At 68.4% G+C, this 14,785-nt stretch carries 17 protein-coding genes; 7 read left to right on the forward strand and 10 right to left on the reverse strand.

The genetic code is table 11. The features are described from left to right. Window positions 1-51: 51 nt before the first annotated feature. Window positions 52-1,527 carry a peptide MFS transporter gene (locus SK571_RS28660; RefSeq protein WP_406602045.1) on the reverse strand — a complete coding sequence of 492 codons (1,476 nt, stop codon included), beginning with the start codon at window positions 1,525-1,527 and terminating at the stop codon, window positions 52-54. A gap of 144 nt (window positions 1,528-1,671) precedes the next feature. Between SK571_RS28660 and SK571_RS28665 the strand changes: the two genes are divergently transcribed. Further along, entirely contained in the window at window positions 1,672-2,235 is a 564-nt protein-coding gene (locus SK571_RS28665) for a TIGR03086 family metal-binding protein (protein WP_319987184.1), read from the forward strand. Window positions 2,236-2,440: 205 nt separating this feature from the next. Here SK571_RS28665 and SK571_RS28670 read toward each other — a convergent pair whose 3' ends face one another. Together SK571_RS28670 and SK571_RS28675 are read right to left on the reverse strand one after the other, a co-directional pair. Next, a complete protein-coding gene (locus SK571_RS28670) occupies window positions 2,441-2,908 on the reverse strand; it encodes a GNAT family N-acetyltransferase (RefSeq protein WP_319987185.1) in 468 nt (155 codons plus the stop codon). After that, entirely contained in the window at window positions 2,905-3,405 is a 501-nt protein-coding gene (locus SK571_RS28675; RefSeq protein ID WP_319987186.1) for a DUF4262 domain-containing protein, read from the reverse strand. The genes SK571_RS28670 and SK571_RS28675 overlap by 4 nt, the downstream gene beginning before the upstream one ends. A gap of 151 nt (window positions 3,406-3,556) precedes the next feature. On the opposite strand from SK571_RS28675, the gene SK571_RS28680 reads away from it, so the two are divergent. Together SK571_RS28680 and SK571_RS28685 are read left to right on the forward strand one after the other, a co-directional pair. Next, window positions 3,557-4,369, forward strand: coding sequence for a helix-turn-helix domain-containing protein (locus SK571_RS28680; protein WP_319987187.1), 813 nt, complete (start codon window positions 3,557-3,559; stop codon window positions 4,367-4,369). Next, the gene (locus SK571_RS28685; protein WP_319987188.1) at window positions 4,366-4,524 is read left to right on the forward strand and encodes a DUF397 domain-containing protein; all 159 of its coding nucleotides are present in this window, start codon (window positions 4,366-4,368) and stop codon (window positions 4,522-4,524) included. The genes SK571_RS28680 and SK571_RS28685 overlap by 4 nt, the downstream gene beginning before the upstream one ends. 55 nt (window positions 4,525-4,579) lie before the next feature. Here the strand turns inward: SK571_RS28685 and SK571_RS28690 are convergent, their stop codons facing one another. The 4 genes from SK571_RS28690 to SK571_RS28705 all read right to left on the reverse strand — a co-directional run bounded on the left by SK571_RS28690 (window position 4,580) and on the right by SK571_RS28705 (window position 8,669). Further along, window positions 4,580-5,329, reverse strand: coding sequence for a YebC/PmpR family DNA-binding transcriptional regulator (locus SK571_RS28690; RefSeq protein ID WP_319987189.1), 750 nt, complete (start codon window positions 5,327-5,329; stop codon window positions 4,580-4,582). Beyond that, complete coding sequence (gene pdxT, locus SK571_RS28695; RefSeq protein WP_319987190.1) at window positions 5,326-5,949, reverse strand: pyridoxal 5'-phosphate synthase glutaminase subunit PdxT; 624 nt, start codon at window positions 5,947-5,949, stop codon at window positions 5,326-5,328. The genes SK571_RS28690 and pdxT overlap by 4 nt, the downstream gene beginning before the upstream one ends. 59 nt (window positions 5,950-6,008) lie before the next feature. Continuing rightward, complete coding sequence (locus SK571_RS28700; protein WP_406602051.1) at window positions 6,009-7,343, reverse strand: amino acid permease; 1,335 nt, start codon at window positions 7,341-7,343, stop codon at window positions 6,009-6,011. 138 nt (window positions 7,344-7,481) lie between these two features. After that, entirely contained in the window at window positions 7,482-8,669 is a 1,188-nt protein-coding gene (locus SK571_RS28705) for a trans-sulfuration enzyme family protein (protein ID WP_319987192.1), read from the reverse strand. Between the two features lie 74 nt (window positions 8,670-8,743). Between SK571_RS28705 and SK571_RS28710 the strand changes: the two genes are divergently transcribed. Next, window positions 8,744-9,184, forward strand: coding sequence for an Lrp/AsnC family transcriptional regulator (locus SK571_RS28710; RefSeq protein ID WP_086667810.1), 441 nt, complete (start codon window positions 8,744-8,746; stop codon window positions 9,182-9,184). 8 nt (window positions 9,185-9,192) lie between these two features. Here SK571_RS28710 and SK571_RS28715 read toward each other — a convergent pair whose 3' ends face one another. Further along, on the reverse strand, window positions 9,193-9,501 hold the full coding sequence (locus SK571_RS28715; RefSeq protein ID WP_319987193.1) for an AzlD domain-containing protein: 309 nt from the start codon (window positions 9,499-9,501) through the stop codon (window positions 9,193-9,195). Continuing rightward, window positions 9,480-10,151, reverse strand: coding sequence for an AzlC family ABC transporter permease (locus tag SK571_RS28720; RefSeq protein WP_319987194.1), 672 nt, complete (start codon window positions 10,149-10,151; stop codon window positions 9,480-9,482). Before SK571_RS28720 ends, SK571_RS28715 begins: the two co-directional genes overlap by 22 nt. Before the next feature lie 88 nt (window positions 10,152-10,239). Between SK571_RS28720 and SK571_RS28725 the strand changes: the two genes are divergently transcribed. Further along, complete coding sequence (locus SK571_RS28725; RefSeq protein WP_319987195.1) at window positions 10,240-10,794, forward strand: helix-turn-helix domain-containing protein; 555 nt, start codon at window positions 10,240-10,242, stop codon at window positions 10,792-10,794. On the opposite strand, the gene SK571_RS28730 is transcribed toward SK571_RS28725, so the two are convergent. Further along, window positions 10,791-11,615 (reverse strand): PIN domain-containing protein, encoded by an 825-nt coding sequence (locus SK571_RS28730; protein ID WP_319987196.1) that lies wholly within the window; start codon window positions 11,613-11,615, stop codon window positions 10,791-10,793. The two genes, SK571_RS28725 and SK571_RS28730, sit on opposite strands and share 4 nt — an antisense overlap. A gap of 159 nt (window positions 11,616-11,774) precedes the next feature. Here SK571_RS28730 and helR point away from each other — a divergent pair, with 159 nt between their 5' ends. Both helR and SK571_RS28740 read left to right on the forward strand, forming a co-directional pair. After that, window positions 11,775-13,946, forward strand: coding sequence for an RNA polymerase recycling motor ATPase HelR (helR, locus tag SK571_RS28735; RefSeq protein ID WP_319987197.1), 2,172 nt, complete (start codon window positions 11,775-11,777; stop codon window positions 13,944-13,946). A gap of 116 nt (window positions 13,947-14,062) precedes the next feature. Continuing rightward, window positions 14,063-14,785, forward strand: a complete 723-nt coding sequence (locus tag SK571_RS28740; protein ID WP_319987198.1) for an LppU/SCO3897 family protein — start codon at window positions 14,063-14,065, stop codon at window positions 14,783-14,785.

A 14,785-nucleotide genomic window follows, 5' to 3' on the forward strand; every position in this document is an offset into this window, starting at 1 on the left:
CCCGCCGCACCGCCGCCGCGACGGGCCTCCCTCTCACCTTTGTCGAAAGCCCTATTCCACGCCGGACATCAGCTTCTTGATCGCCGGGGCCGCCACGGCCAGGCCGGCGCCCAGAACGACGGCAGCGCCGCCGAGCGTGAGGAAGTACGCCGACGGGCTCGTCGTGTAGAACTTCACGAGCTGCGCGGCCACACCGGACCCGGCCGAGCTCGCCAGGAACCACAGACCCATCGTCTGCGAGGCGAACGCCCTGGGCGCCAGCTTCGTCGTGACGGACAGGCCGACCGGCGAGAGCATGAGCTCACCGGCGGTCATGATCAGGAACATCACCACGAGCCAGAGCGGCGTCACCTTGCCGTCTGCGGCCGAGTTGCTCGCGAAGTACATGAGCACGAACGACAGGCCGACGAGCACCAGCGCACCCGCGAACTTGCGCGGCGTGGACGGCGCGCGGTTCGCGAGCTTCACCCACAGCAGCGCGAACACCGGCGCCAGCACGATGATCATGATCGGGTTGATCGACTGGAACCAGGCGACCGGGAACTCCCAGCCGAACACGTGGTTGTCCACATTCGAGTCGGCGAACTCCGCGATGACCGACGCGCTCTGCTCGAAGATCAGCCAGAACATCGCGGCCGCGATGAACAGCGGGATGTAGGCGATGACCCGCGGACGCTCGTGCGGCAGCGTCTTCTTGCTGCGCAGCATGACGGTGAAGTAGCCGATCGGCAGCACGACGGACATGATGCTGATCATCAGGATGACGCCCTCGACACCGCCGAGGAAGAACGCCAGCACGCCCAGGCCGACGATCGCCGCGGCGATGAGGCCGATCAGGCCGTAGATGCGGCCCTTCTCCTGTGCGGGCAACGGGTTCGGCGCCACGGCGGCCGAGCCGCGCAGGTTCTTGCGGCCATACCGGTACTGGATCAGGCCGAGCGCCATGCCGACCGCGGCCACGCTGAAGCCCCAGTGGAAGCCGAGGCCGTCCGCGAGCGCGCCGGTGATCAACGGCGAGATGAAGCCACCGATGTTGATGGCCATGTAGAAGATCGTGAAGCCCGCGTCGCGACGGGTGTCGTGCTGCTCGTAGAGGCCGCCGACGACGGTCGAGATGTTCGGCTTGAGCAGGCCCGTGCCGAGCACGATGAAGACCAGGCCGGTGTAGACGCCCGCGAGGCCGATCGGCAGGGCCAGCGAGATGTGGCCGAGCATGATCAGGATGCCGCCGTAGAACACCGAGCGCTGGCCACCCCAGACGCGGTCGGCCAGCCAGCCGCCCGCGACACCGGACATGTAGACCGCGGTGCCGTAGATGGCCACGACGGACAGGGCGAGCGCCTTGTCGACGCCGAGGCCTCCCTCTGTCACGGCTGTCCACAGGTAGAGGCCGAGGATGGCCTTCATCCCGTAGAACGAGAACCGTTCCCAGAGTTCGGTGAAGAACAGCGTGGACAGGCCTCGGGGGTGCCCGAAGAATCCCTTGTCCTGCGCGGAGATGCCGGCGCTAGGAGCGCTCACAGTCATCGCCCTCTCGTGTCAACTTCTGTCACGGCGGATCTGGTCGAGATTACGCCGAACGCTCGTACGGTTTGAAATCGAGGTTGCGTCCAAGTGGCCGAACTCTCACGTCAGGGTGCGCAGTTGGCCGAGATTTGATGCACTGCTGGGATGGACTTGATCCAGGCGCACGGCATGGCGATGACGGAGTTCGACCGCAGGGTCCGGCAGATCGCACCGGACCAGTGGTCGCTCGGCACCCCCTGCCGGGAGTGGTCGGTCAGAGATCTCGTCGGTCATCTCGTCTACGAGCAGCTCTGGGCGCCCGAACTGCTGGCCGGGTGCACGGCGGCGCAGGTGGGCGACCGGTTCGACCACGACAACCTGGGCGACGACCCGCTCGTGTCCTGGGTCGTGGCGGCCGCGGCGGCGCGCGAGGCGTGGCTCGGGCCGTTCGCGCTGGCGAAACCCGTGACCGTGTCGTCGGGGAAGCTGGACGCCGAGGAGTACTGCTGGCAGATGACCGCGGATCTCGCCGTCCACGCGTGGGACCTGGCGCGTTCGATCGGTGCCGACGAACGCATCGATCCCGGTCTCGCCTCGGCCGTGCTGAAGTACGTCGAGCGCAACATCGACGAGTGGAGCGGGTCGTCGATGTTCGACTCGCCCGTTCCGGTGGCACCGGACGCGGACGACCAGACACGACTGATCGGGCTCCTGGGACGCAAGCCCTAGGTTCTTTTCCGAAGCGCCCCGCACCGCATCCCCCTGTGCCTCCCGCGGTGCGGGGCGCTCCTCCCCCGACGCGACCCCGGATCCCCCCGGACCGTCGATCGCACCGCATTTCTACAGGTAGATCGTTGTCCGGTGTCGGCGCTGAGAAAGCGGACAACGACCTCCGGACAACGGTTCGGTCTCCCCCGCGGCACGACGCCGGACGTCAGACGACCTTCTGCTCCAGCGTGACGCACCTGATCCCGACGGCGTCGAGGTGCTCGCTGACCCGGACGAACCCGGCGCTCTCGTAGAACCTGATGTTCCCGTCGCTCTCCGCACCGGTGAACAACCAGACGACCTTCACGTCCGCGGGCGCCCGCTCGCTGATCGCTTCGAGGAGCCTGCGCCCGACCCCGCCGCCCTGCACGTCCGGTGCGACGGCCAGCCGGGCGACCTCCATCCGTTCGCCGTCGACCCGGCTGCGCACCGACCCGACGAGCCGCGCCCCGTCGAACGCGCCGAACGCCGGCGTGCCGTCCCCGAGGTGGTGCCGGATCTCGTCGAGCGTCTCGACGAGCGGCGGCAGGTCCCACGCCCCGTACCGCCTGGCTTCCGCGAGGTACGCGGCGCGCTGGATCGTCATGACCTCACCGGCGTGCTCGCGCGTCAACGGTCCGATGTGGACGTTCACGGCCCGGTGACCCCCGGCGTCCAGCTCTCCGGCAGACCGCTCTCGGTGAGGATGATCTGGTGGTCGTGGAACCCCTCCGGCGCGTCCGGTTGCCACGGCCACTGCCCCTGCGGCGTGGGCACGATGATCTGCAGCGCCGCGAAGTCCGACCCGTCGTAGAGCAGGTACGCGCTCCCGAAGAACTCGGGGTAGAAGCCCTTGTAGACCCGCTCGAACGCGACGGGCACCCCTTCGAAGAAGTCGTCGTAGAGCCTGCCGGGCTGGAACCGCTCGCCCTCGCTGGCCCGCTTGACGTACAGGTTGATCAGCATCTCGCCCATGCCCTGCGGCAGCCCGATCACCACCGCCTCGGCCACGCCGAACCGGCGCCAGGCCCCCACGGAGAACACGTAGCCCGGCCCCTCGGCGTCCGGGTTCACGACGATGTTGGTGTGGCCGAACCGGTCGGCCGCGGAGAGCAGGCGGGCGCGCAGCTCGATGTCTTCGTCGGAAAGCACGACACCCAGCCTACGGCACCTCCCCGGCGCCTTATGCCTGCTTGGAGCTGTTCCAACGCTCCCACCTTCAGGCAGATTTGGCGCGAAACGATAGAGCTTTCGCGGTCGGTGCCCCTACCGTCCGTCCATGCCCAAGAGATCGTCCAGCGTGGTGGGCCGCGAGTTCGGCAACGGCGTCCGGGCCGCCATCGAGAGCACCGGCCTGACCCAGCGCCAGCTCGCCGAGGCGCTCGGCTGGCAAGAGGCGAAGTTGTCCGACATGCTCGCCGGCAAGGGCGGAGTGAACGAGCTGGAGGTCGCCACTCTGCTCGCCTACTGCCGTACACCGCTCGATGAGCGCGAACGCCTGCTAGCACTCTTCCGCGAGTCCGGCAGCTTCTACGTGCAGATCCCTGAGGACGGCTTGCCCGACCAGGCCCGCACCTTGATCAACCAGGAGAGGGAGGCCAACGAGATCATCGACTGGTCGATGATCCTGGTGTCCGGCCTACTCCAGATTCGGGAGTACATCGAGGCTGTCACGGCCAAAGCACGGACGGTTCCGCCCGAGAACATCCCGGCGACGGTGGCTGCGAGGGTCGCCCGAGCAGAGATCCTCGAATATGTCCGGACCTTCACCTTTTACCTGCACGAGCAGGCGCTGTGGCTTCCGGTCGGCGGCGAGGAGGTGTGGCGCGAACAGCTCGCTCACCTTCTGCGGATGTCAGTGCGGAAGTACATCACCATCCGGATCGTCCCGCGGTCCATCGGCATGCACGCGGGCGCGGCAGGCGACTTCCGGATCATGAAGTTCCCGAAGTACCCGCCAGTCGTCTACATCGAGAGCGTCAAATGTGGCCTGTTCTTCGATGACAAGGACACCGTCGAGGTCTACGAGAACATCCTGAAGGACCTCGCTGCCGTCGCCCTGGATGAGGAAGAATCGAGGGCGGTGATCAACAGCATCTTGGAGGGCCTCCAATGACCGTGTGGCGCAAGAGCACCTACACCGGCGATGGCAACAACTGCGTCGAGGTCGGCCACGGCGTCGGCATCCGCGACAGCAAGGCGCCGGCCACGCACATCACCCTCTCCTCCGAAGCCTGGACGGCGTTCTTGAAGGTCGTTCGGGCGCGGTGATGCAAAAACGCCGGCCACGCTGCTGCGTGACCGGCGTTCGTGCTGCTGATGGTGGTCAGCCGACCTCGGCCATGACCTCGTCCGACACGTCGAAGTTCGCGAAGACGTTCTGCACGTCGTCGCAGTCCTCCAGCGCGTCGATCAGCTTGAAGATCTTCTTGGCGCCCTCGGCCTCGAGCTGCACCGACACCGACGGCATGAAGCTCGACTCGGCCGACTCGTAGTCGATGCCCGCGTCCTGCAGCGCCTTGCGGACCGGGATCAGGTCGCCCGCCTCGGACACGACCTCGAAGGCCTCGCCGAGGTCGTTGACCTCCTCGGCACCGGCTTCCAGCACGGCCAGCATGACGTCGTCCTCGTTCGTGCCCGCCTTCGGCACGATCACGACGCCCTTGCGGCTGAACATGTACGACACCGAGCCGGGGTCGGCCATCGAACCGCCGTTGCGGGTCATGGCCGTGCGGACCTCGGTGGCGGCGCGGTTGCGGTTGTCCGTGAGGCACTCGATGAGCACCGCGACGCCGTTGGGGCCGTAGCCCTCGTACATGATCGTCTGCCAGTCGGCGCCGCCGGCTTCCTCGCCGCCGCCGCGCTTGCGGGCGCGCTCGATGTTGTCCAGCGGCACCGAGTTCTTGCGGGCCTTCTGGATCGCGTCGTACAGCGTCGGGTTGCCGTCGGGGTCGCCGCCACCTGTGCGAGCCGCGACCTCGATGTTCTTGATCAGCCGCGCGAAGAGCTTGCCGCGCTTGGCGTCAATGGCGGCCTTCTTGTGCTTGGTGGTCGCCCACTTGGAGTGGCCGCTCATTTCTCCTCCGTCGAACCGCGAACCATGTCAACGAACAGTCGGTGAACACGCTCGTCACCCGTGAGCTCCGGGTGGAACGCCGTCGCCAGCACGTTGCCCTGCCTGACCGCGACGATCCTACCGGCGGCGTCTCCCGCCTCAGCCGTAACAGGCACCGTAGCGAGAACCTCGACCTCCCCGCTCACCGCCTCCACCCAAGGTGCGCGGATGAACACGGCGTGAACCGTCTCCCCGGCCAGGTCGAGGTCGGTCTCGAACGAGTCGATCTGCCGGCCGAAGGCGTTGCGCCGGACCGTGACGGCCAGGCCGCCGAGCTGCTCCTGGTCCTCCCTGCCGTCCAGCACCTTCTCGGCCAGCAGGATCATGCCCGCGCACGACCCGTAGGCGGGGAAACCGGCCTTGATCTTGGCGCGCAGCGGCTCCAGCAGCTCGAAGTTCACCAGGAGCTTGCTCATGGTCGTCGACTCGCCGCCGGGGATGACGATGCCGTCGAGCTCGTCCAACTCCTCGGCCCGGCGGACGGGGCGCGCGGTGACATCGCACTTCGCGAGCGACACGAGGTGTTCCTGGACGTCGCCCTGGAGGGCTAGCACGCCGATGACGGGTGGGGCTGCAACCATGCTCACCAGCATATTCGAGGTCCACGACCTCGCTGCGCAGCCCTCCGGGCGACGCCAGGTCAGTCGACGGTGACGAGTTCCTTCGCCTGCGCCTCGCGCGACTTCACGAAGCGCCACCCGAGGAACAGGACCAGCGCGACCACCGGGATCGACCAGAACGCGATCTTCTCGGCGGTCCCGGCGAAGGCCATCTGCCCGATCACCAGCGCGAGGAACGCCAACGTGCCGTACGAGGTGTAGGGCGCACCCGGCATCCGATAGGAAGGCCGCGTGATCTCGCCCGCCAAAGCCTTCTTGCGCAGGCGGAGCTGGCAGATGATCAACGTGGCCCAGGTCGACACGACACCCAGCGACGCGACGGCGATCGCGATGTCGAAGGCCTCCTTCGGCACGGTGTAGTTGAGCACCACGCCGAACAGGTAGGCGACCCCGGTGAACAGGATGCCCCCGTACGGCACGTGCCGGGAGTTCATCTTCGCGGTGACGGCCGGGGCCTCACCCTTCTGCGCCAGCGATCGCAGGATGCGGCCGGTGGAGTACAGGCCCGAGTTGCACGAGGACAACGCGGCCGTCAGCACCACGGCGTTCATGATGTCGCCGACCACCGGGACGCCCAGCGCCGAGAACACGGTCACGAACGGCGACTCGGTACCGGTGAAGTGGTCCCACGGCAACAACATCGTCAGCAGCAGCACCGAACCGACGTAGAAGATCGCGATGCGGTAGACCACGCCGTTGATGGCGCGCGGCATGATCTTCTCGGGGTCCTTGGTCTCGCCCGCGGCGATGCCGACGAGCTCGATGGCCGAGTAGGCGAACACCACGGCCTGCAGCGTCATCAGCGCGATGCCGAAGCCCGCCGGGAACAGGCCGCCGTGGCCCAGGGTGTTCGAGACCGACGCCGTGGTGCCGCCGATGTCCGCGTTGCCGATGACGAGGCCGGCGCCCACGACCAGGAAGACCACGATGGCGGTCACCTTGATGACGGAGAACCAGAACTCCAGCTCGCCGAAGAGCTTGACCGACAGCATGTTGATCGCGACGAGCACGAACAGCGCCACCAGCGCGGTGATCCACTGCGGCAGGTCCGGGAACCACTTGTGCATGTAGATCGCCACGGCGGTGATCTCGGCGATGCCCGTCATGGCCCAGTTCAGCCAGTACAGCCAGCCCGAGGTGAAGCCCGCCCACGGGCCGATGAACTCGCGGGCGTACTCGACGAAGCTGCCGGACACGGGCCGGTGGAGCACGAGCTCGCCCAGCGCGCGCATGACGAAGAACGCCGCGAGGCCGCACACCGCGTAAGACAGGATCAGCGACGGCCCCGCCGTGGCGAGGCGCCCGCCCGCACCCAGGAAAAGGCCGACGCCGATCGCGCCACCGATAGCGATCATCTGCACCTGGCGCTTGCTCAACGCCTTGGTGTAGCCGTCCGCATCAGTTTCCACAGAACTCACGAGGAGGTTCCTTCCGAAACGGAAAAATGCTCGCGTCGGAACCTCCCGCGCCCCGACGCGCTGATTCGGGGAACCCTAGCGAGTGGCCGTCATCACCAAGAAATCAGTTGGGGAAGACTTAACGTAAGCGACGTCACAGAGTGCCGCGTTCAGATCCGACCAAATGTCCTCGACGTGCTCGAGGCCCACGGAAATGCGCAGCAAATTGTCCGGAACGCCAGAAGCACGCAGTTCTTCGCCGGGCACCAGTCGATGGGTCAAAGCCGAGGGGTGCTCGATCAGGGTGTCCACCGAACCCAATGAGACGGCCGGCGTGATGAGCTCGAGCCTCCGCACCACCTCGACCGGATCGCCGTGCACTCCGAACGCGATCATCGCGCCCGTTCCGCGCATCTGCCGTGACGTCGACGGGTAGCGCACGAACTCCACGGCGTCGTGCTCGGCCAGCCGCGAGGCCAGCAGAGCAGCTGACCGCGAAGCCGCCTCGACGCGCAACGGCAGAGTGGCCAGCCCGCGGTGCAGCAGGTAGCCGCCCAGGGGGTGCAGGACGGCACCCGTGATGATCCTGACCTGCCTCAACGCCGCCGCGAGCGACTCCGAGCAGGCCACGACGCCGCCGAGCACGTCACCGTGCCCGCCGAGGTACTTGGTGCCGGAGTGCAGCACGTAGGAGGCGCCGTGCAGCGCCGGGTTCTGCAGGATCGGCGTCGCGAAGGTGTTGTCGACCATCACCGGCACGGAGCCGGCCTGGCGCACGACGTGCTCGATGTCGACGAGGTCCAGGTTGGGGTTGGCCGGGGTCTCGACGACCACGAGCCCGGTGTCCGGCCGGATCGCGGAGGACACCAGGCCCGCTTCGACGTAGGTCGTCGTGACGCCCAGGAGACCGGACGACAGCAGGTGGTCGGTGCCGCCGTACAACGGCCGCACGGCTACGACGTGCGGCTTTCCCGCCATCACGCAGGCGGCCTGGATCACGGCGGTCACCGCGGCCATGCCACTTCCGAACGCCACGGACGTCTCGGTGCGTTCGAGAGCCGCGAGCGCCTGCTCGAACCGGGCCACGGTCGGGTTGTGCAGCCGCGCGTAGACGGGCGAGGCTGCCCGTGCGGCACCGGTGGCCCACTCACCCAGTGCTTCCCCGCCGAGCGCCTGGTCAGGCACGGGGTAGGTGGTGGACAGGTCGATGGGGGGAGCGTGCACGCCGAGCTCCGCGAGGTCGTCGCGGCCGCCGTGCACTGCGATGGTCTCGATGCGCGTCATGGCCCGAATGGTGGAGACTTCCTCGGCAGGATGGACACAACACCGCAGGCGATTCGGTGGAACGGAGAAGAGCCGTGCTTGATTCGATCGACGAGGCCATCGTGCGGGAGCTGCGGAAGGACGCGCGGCTGCAGAACAAGGACCTGGCCGAACGCGTCAACGTGGCGCAGTCCACGGCGGTGGTCCGGCACCGGGCCCTGCGGGAGCGCGGCGTGATCACCGGCTACCACGCCGAGATCGATCCGAACGCGATCGGGCAGCACGTCCAGGCGATGCTCGCGGTGAAGATCCGGCCGCACACCAAGGAGATCGTCGACCCGTTCATGGCTTACGTGCTGTCGCTCCCCGAAACGCTCGCGCTGTCACACGTGACAGGTCCAGAGGATTTCCTGGTGCACGTCGCGGTATCGGACGTCGGTCATCTCCAGCGACTCGTGCTCGACAAGTTCACGAGCCGCCGAGAGGTGACAGAGGTTCATACGAACCTGCTTTTCTCGCACGTCAGGAAGCATTGATCGATTCTTCAGGCCACGCCGACGAGCCTTAGTCCCGCGGTGGTCACCGCGGCCAGCACGATGACGGCGACGAATGGCAGTTTCCGCCACGCCGCCAGACCCCCGACCGCGACTCCGATGGCGAGCGCCCAGCCACCGAACTGCTTGCCGTTCGTCAATGCCGAGACCGCCACCAGCGCCAGCAACAACACCGTCGCGGACGCCGACATGAGTTCGCGCACCCGTTCCGGAAGCGTCACGCGGTCGCGCAGCAACGGCCCGGCGAAACGGATCGCGAAGGTGCCGGCGGCCAGGATCAGGACTGCGGTGACGGGCACGGCTCCTCTTTCTTCTTCGTGGTGCGGAACGCGAACAGTCCGGCCAACGCGAGCAGCACGGGCACACCGGCGGGCAGGAACGGCGTCGTCGCGAGCGCGATCGCCGCACCCACGAGTGCCGCGTTGCGCGTCGCCGCGTCCTTGAGCGCCGGCAGCGTGAGCGCCAGCAGGGCCGCCGGGAACGCCGCGTCCAGCCCGAACGTCATCGGGTCGCCGATCGCCTGCCCCACGAGCGCACCGATGAGCACGCCCGTGTTCCAGCTGAAGAACAACGCCACGCCACACGCCCAGTAAGCCGCACGCGCTCTCGCGGGGTCCTTCTGCGCCATCGCGAAGGCCGTCGACTCGTCGATCAACAGGTGGCTGCCGACGATCCGGGCGAGCGGACTCCTGCCCAGCACGTCCCCGATCGCCAGTCCGAACGGCAGGTGCCGCGCGTTGAGCACCAGCCCGGCCAGCACCGCCGCGGCAGGGCTGCCACCAGCGGCGACAATGCCCACGGCCATGAACTGCGAGCCGCCCGCGAAGATCAGCAGCGACATCAGCACCGGCATCCACCACGGCAGGCCGGAACCCACCGAGATCGCACCGAACGACGCACCGGTCACCGCGGCACCGAGTGCGACTGCGGCCACGTCACGCAGGAGCACAGCATCAAGAGTTCGCCAGATCGAACGGACCACCCATTAAGATGAACACCTGGGCTCGGTGTTCGTCAAGACGAACGGATGGACTTCTGTGTCGAACGCACCACTCGACCTCATCGCGGCCAACCTCCGGCGCGAGCGCGACCGCACCGGCATGTCGCTGAGCGAGGTCGCCAAGAAGGCCGGCGTCGCGAAGTCGACGCTCTCCCAGCTGGAGTCCGGCGCCGGAAACCCCAGCGTGGAGACCCTGTGGGCACTGGGCGTGGCGCTGGGCGTCCCGTTCAGCCGGCTGGTCGAACCGGCCGTGCCGCGTGTGCAGGTGATCCGCGCGGGCGAGGGCCCGGTCATCCACTCCGAACAGGCGCACTACTCGGCGACACTGCTGGCGGCCTGCCGTCCGGGCACCAAGCACGACATCTACTGGCTGGCCCTCGAACCCGGCGGCGCCCGCGAGTCGCTGCCCCACGTGCCGGGCAGCGTCGAGCACATGATCGTGGCGACCGGCCGCTGCCTGGCGGGCCTCGCCGACGACCCGGTCGAACTCGGACCGGGCGACTACATCGTCTATCCCGGCGACCTGCCGCACATCTGCAAGGCGCTGGAACCGGGCACGACCGCGATGATGGTCATGGAGCACACCGTCTAGGCGAGCCGGCTCCGCAGCGCGCGCAGCCAGGGTTCGGCGAGCGCGGGTTCACCGTCGATGGCGCGCGCGATCATCTGCCGGACCTCCCTGGTGCGCCCCAGTTCCACGAGCCGCACGGCTTCGGCCAGCGCCTTGCGGGTCCTGTCGTCGCGCTGGGTCTCCGCGGCACCGCTCACCCACCTGTGGGGCGGGAACCACCTCGTCAGCTTCTGCTGCCAGTTGCCGAAGTGGGACCACGTCATCGCGTCTAGCGAGACGTTCACGACGGACGCGGCGGGCAACCTGCGCGGCCAGTCGGCGTAGTCCTTCCACCGGACGGCGTTCGGACTGGTCGCCGTCCGGCGCGTCACGCCGACGAACCGGATCTTGAGACGGATCACGGGCCACGGCTCGCGTTCCTCCGCGATCCAGTCGTCCAGCAGCGTGAAGAGGCTCCGGAACGTCCGGCCGGAGGACACCACGTCGACGAACGTCACCGGCCGGGTGCGGCGGGCCAGTGACGCGGGTGTGATGCCGAGGTCCGTGAGGATCTCCCGGGCCCGCAGAACCCGCGGCCGGGTGTGGTCTTCGGGGCGCTGGAACGACAGCGGCAGCCGGGCGAGCCGGTGGTCCGTGCCCTCCAGCGCGCCGCCGAGCAGGTCGAACATCGAGTCGAGCGAGCGCCCGACGAAGACCAGGTCGCCGTTGCCGCCGCGGGCGAGCACCTTGCCCGCGCACCGGCACAGCTCGCCGAGGTAGCCCATCTCGGGAACCGTGACGTCGTCGAGCAGCGACCCGAGCCGGTCGGGCGTCACGAGGTCCCAGCGAAACGGCACGGTCATCCGGCCATCATGACGAGCGGGTAATTTCCACGCCAACGAGTTCTCGTGGGTGCGATTCTTCCCACTTAACCGTATAGCAGACAGGGGGCCTTGCCACAAGGCCCCGTGCATCGTTCACACTCATCGCCTCAGCCAGAACACAGGCGCACTGGGGAGCACGTGGGTTACGAAGAAGAACTGCAGTCCGAGCGTGAATACGTGGCCGACCTCTACGCACGGCTCGACGGGGAACGCGCGCGCGTGAAGGCCGCGTACCAGTCAGCGCTGGGTGGCACCGGCGGGACCGCGATGGAACGTGACAACGAAGTGCGCGCCCGGCACCGCGAGATGAAGCGCCTGAACGTGGCCGACTACGGCCTGTGCTTCGGCCGGCTGGACAGCGTCGACGGCGACCGCTCCTACATCGGCCGCATCGGTCTGTTCGACGAGGAGAACGAGTTCGAGCCGGCGCTGCTCGACTGGCGGGCACCGGCGGCGCGGCCGTTCTACACCGCCACCGGCGCGACGCCCGAGGGCATGCTCCGGCGCCGTCAGTTCCTCACCCGCCGCCGCACCGTGGCCGGTTTCACCGACGAGGTGTTCGGCAAGCTCGGCGAGGAGCGGGGCGACGTGGCCCTGCTGGAGGCGTTGAACGCGCCGCGCGGCGCGGGGATGCGCGACATCGTCGCGACCATCCAGTCCGAACAGGACGCCATCATCCGGCTCGACCACCCCGGCGTGCTGGTGATCGAGGGCGGTCCCGGCACCGGCAAGACGGTCGTGGCGCTGCACCGCGTCGCGTACCTGATGTACACGCAACGGGAGCGCATGGAACGGCACGGCGTGCTCGTCGTGGGCCCGAACCCCGCGTTCCTCGACCACATCGGCCGCGTGCTGCCGTCGCTGGGCGAGTCGGACGTCGTGTTCTCGACCGTCGGCAGCCTGCTGCCCGGTCTGCTCGCGACCGCCGAGGACGCTCCGGACGTCGCGCGCATCAAGGGGTCGCGCGCGATGGTCGACGTGCTGAAGGCGGCCGTCGCGGCCCGGCAGCGCGTTCCCGAGGAGCCGATCCCGATCGGCATGAAGGACGTCGTGGTCCAGATCGGCGCGGACGTCGCCGAGTGGGCGCGGCAGGAGGCGCGCGACAGCGGCCTGCCGCACAACGAGGCCCGCGCGGTGTTCCGCGAGATCGTCACGTACGTCCTCACCGAACGGGCGATCGGCCGGATCGGGAAGGGCTGGATGTCCCGGTCGGACAAGCAGGCCTGGGAGGACATGCGGTCCGGCCTGGTCAAGGACCTCGCCGACGACGAGAGCTTCATCGCGGCGCTGGACTTCCTGTGGCCGATCATGACGCCGTTCGAACTGCTGGGCTCGCTGTACTCGTCGCCGGAGGAACTCGCGGCTGCGGGCGCGGACCCGTCGCTCCTGCGCGCCGAGGGCGAGCCGTGGACGGTCTCGGACGTGCCGCTGCTCGACGAGCTGCACGACCTGCTGGGCAAGGACGGCACCGAGCAGGCCGTCGACCAGGCCGCGACGGCGGAACGCCGCGCCGAGGCCCGGTACGCGGCCGAGGTGCTCGACAGCATGGTCGGCCGCTTCGACCACATGGACGACGAGGACCACCTCTTCGCGTCGGACATGTTGTTCGCCGAGGACCTGGCCGAGCGCTTCGAGGACCACGACCAGCGCACGCTCGCGGAACGCGCGCTCGCGGACCGCGCCTGGACCTACCGGCACGTGGTCGTGGACGAGGCGCAGGAACTGTCCGAAATGGACTGGCGGGTGCTGATGCGCCGCTGCCCCGGCCGTTCCTTCACGGTGGTGGGCGACCTGGCGCAACGTCGTGCGGCGGCCGGTGCCACGTCGTGGGGCCAGATGCTCGACCCGTACGTGCCGGGGCGCTGGGAGTACCGGTCGCTGACGGTCAACTACCGCACGCCGGCGGAGATCATGGCCGTCGCGGCCCAGGTGCTGGCCGAGTTCGCGCCGGACGTGAAGGCGCCGGACTCGGTGCGCGCCAACGGTGTTCAGCCGTGGTCGCGGCAGGTGACCGCCGAGGAACTGCCGGCCGCCATCGAGGAGTTCGCCAAGCAGGAGGCGGAGTTCGAGGGAACGAGCGTGGTGATCGGGCCGCCCGGCGTGCCCGGCACGGTGCCCGCCTCGGAGACCAAGGGCCTGGAGTACGACTCGGTGCTCGTCGTTGCGCCGGAACGGATCCTGGCCGGCGGGCCGCGCGGTGCGGCGGAGCTCTACGTGGCGCTGACCCGTGCCACGCAACGGCTCGGCGTGCTGCACCACGACCCGCTGCCGGCCGCGTTGTCCGGGCTCACTGAGACGGTGCGCACATGACCCGACAGGCGGTCCGGGAAAGATCCGCACCACCCTAGGATGGGCGGAAGTCTGGGGGGACTGCTCGCGTCGGCCAGACGATCGCATTCGCGTCCGAGCCGCACTGGGGGCTTTTCATGACGACTCCGCCCATCCCGCCCACTCCACCGGACGAACCGGGCAACGTGTGGGCGGCGCCCTCGGGCTCGCCCGCTCCGCAGACTCCGTTCCCGGTTCCCCCGGCCCCATCGGCCGCCGGGGTGCCGCCGCACCGGACGTCCCGGGTCGGACTGGTGATCGTCGGCGTGCTCGGCGTACTGCTGCTCACGCTGGTGGCCGGGGTCGGCATCTGGTTCGCGAAGAGCGACGGCCTCAGCCGCCTCGCCGGTCCCGGCACCACGTCGAACCCGCCCACCTCCACGTCGTCGCCCTTGCCGGCCGCGGAGGTCGGTGACTGCGTGAAGATGTCGGGCGCGTCGTTCAACATCAAGTACGACGAGGTGTCCTGCGAAGGGCAGCTGCACAACTACACCGTGGTCAAGGTGCTGGCCGACCGGAGTGAGAAGTGCGGCGACGACCCCGGCTCGTACATGAAGTACCACGGGTACGCGGGCCGCAAGAGCGTGAACCTGTGCCTGATCCCGGTGTTCGCCGACGGCCAGTGCTACAGCTTCACGACCCTCTCGCTGAACGCCGAGTTCCAGACGGCGCCGTGTGGCGGTCTTCAGGTCGTGCAGGTGAAGGTGCTCGCGAACACCGTGGACAAAGCGGCGTGCGGCGCGTCGCCCGCGCTGGCGCTCGCGTACCCGGACATCAAGACGACGTACTGCTTCACGGACACCTACAAGTACGGCCGCTGA

This window comes from Lentzea kristufekii, from assembly GCF_033949925.1.
In the GTDB taxonomy this organism is placed as follows: domain Bacteria; phylum Actinomycetota; class Actinomycetes; order Mycobacteriales; family Pseudonocardiaceae; genus Lentzea; species Lentzea kristufekii.

Coding starts and splice junctions, on each gene's coding strand:
- SK571_RS28730 (WP_319987196.1), bottom strand. CDS start 11,615: ATGACCGTGCCGTTTCGCTGGGACCTCGTGACGCCCGACCGGCTCGGG.
- SK571_RS28705 (WP_319987192.1), bottom strand. CDS start 8,669: ATGACGCGCATCGAGACCATCGCAGTGCACGGCGGCCGCGACGACCTC.
- SK571_RS28690 (WP_319987189.1), bottom strand. CDS start 5,329: ATGAGCGGCCACTCCAAGTGGGCGACCACCAAGCACAAGAAGGCCGCC.
- SK571_RS28660 (WP_406602045.1), bottom strand. CDS start 1,527: ATGACTGTGAGCGCTCCTAGCGCCGGCATCTCCGCGCAGGACAAGGGA.
- SK571_RS28685 (WP_319987188.1), top strand. CDS start 4,366: ATGACCGTGTGGCGCAAGAGCACCTACACCGGCGATGGCAACAACTGC.
- SK571_RS28665 (WP_319987184.1), top strand. CDS start 1,672: ATGGACTTGATCCAGGCGCACGGCATGGCGATGACGGAGTTCGACCGC.
- SK571_RS28740 (WP_319987198.1), top strand. CDS start 14,063: ATGACGACTCCGCCCATCCCGCCCACTCCACCGGACGAACCGGGCAAC.
- pdxT (WP_319987190.1), bottom strand. CDS start 5,949: ATGGTTGCAGCCCCACCCGTCATCGGCGTGCTAGCCCTCCAGGGCGAC.
- SK571_RS28700 (WP_406602051.1), bottom strand. CDS start 7,343: ATGATCGCTATCGGTGGCGCGATCGGCGTCGGCCTTTTCCTGGGTGCG.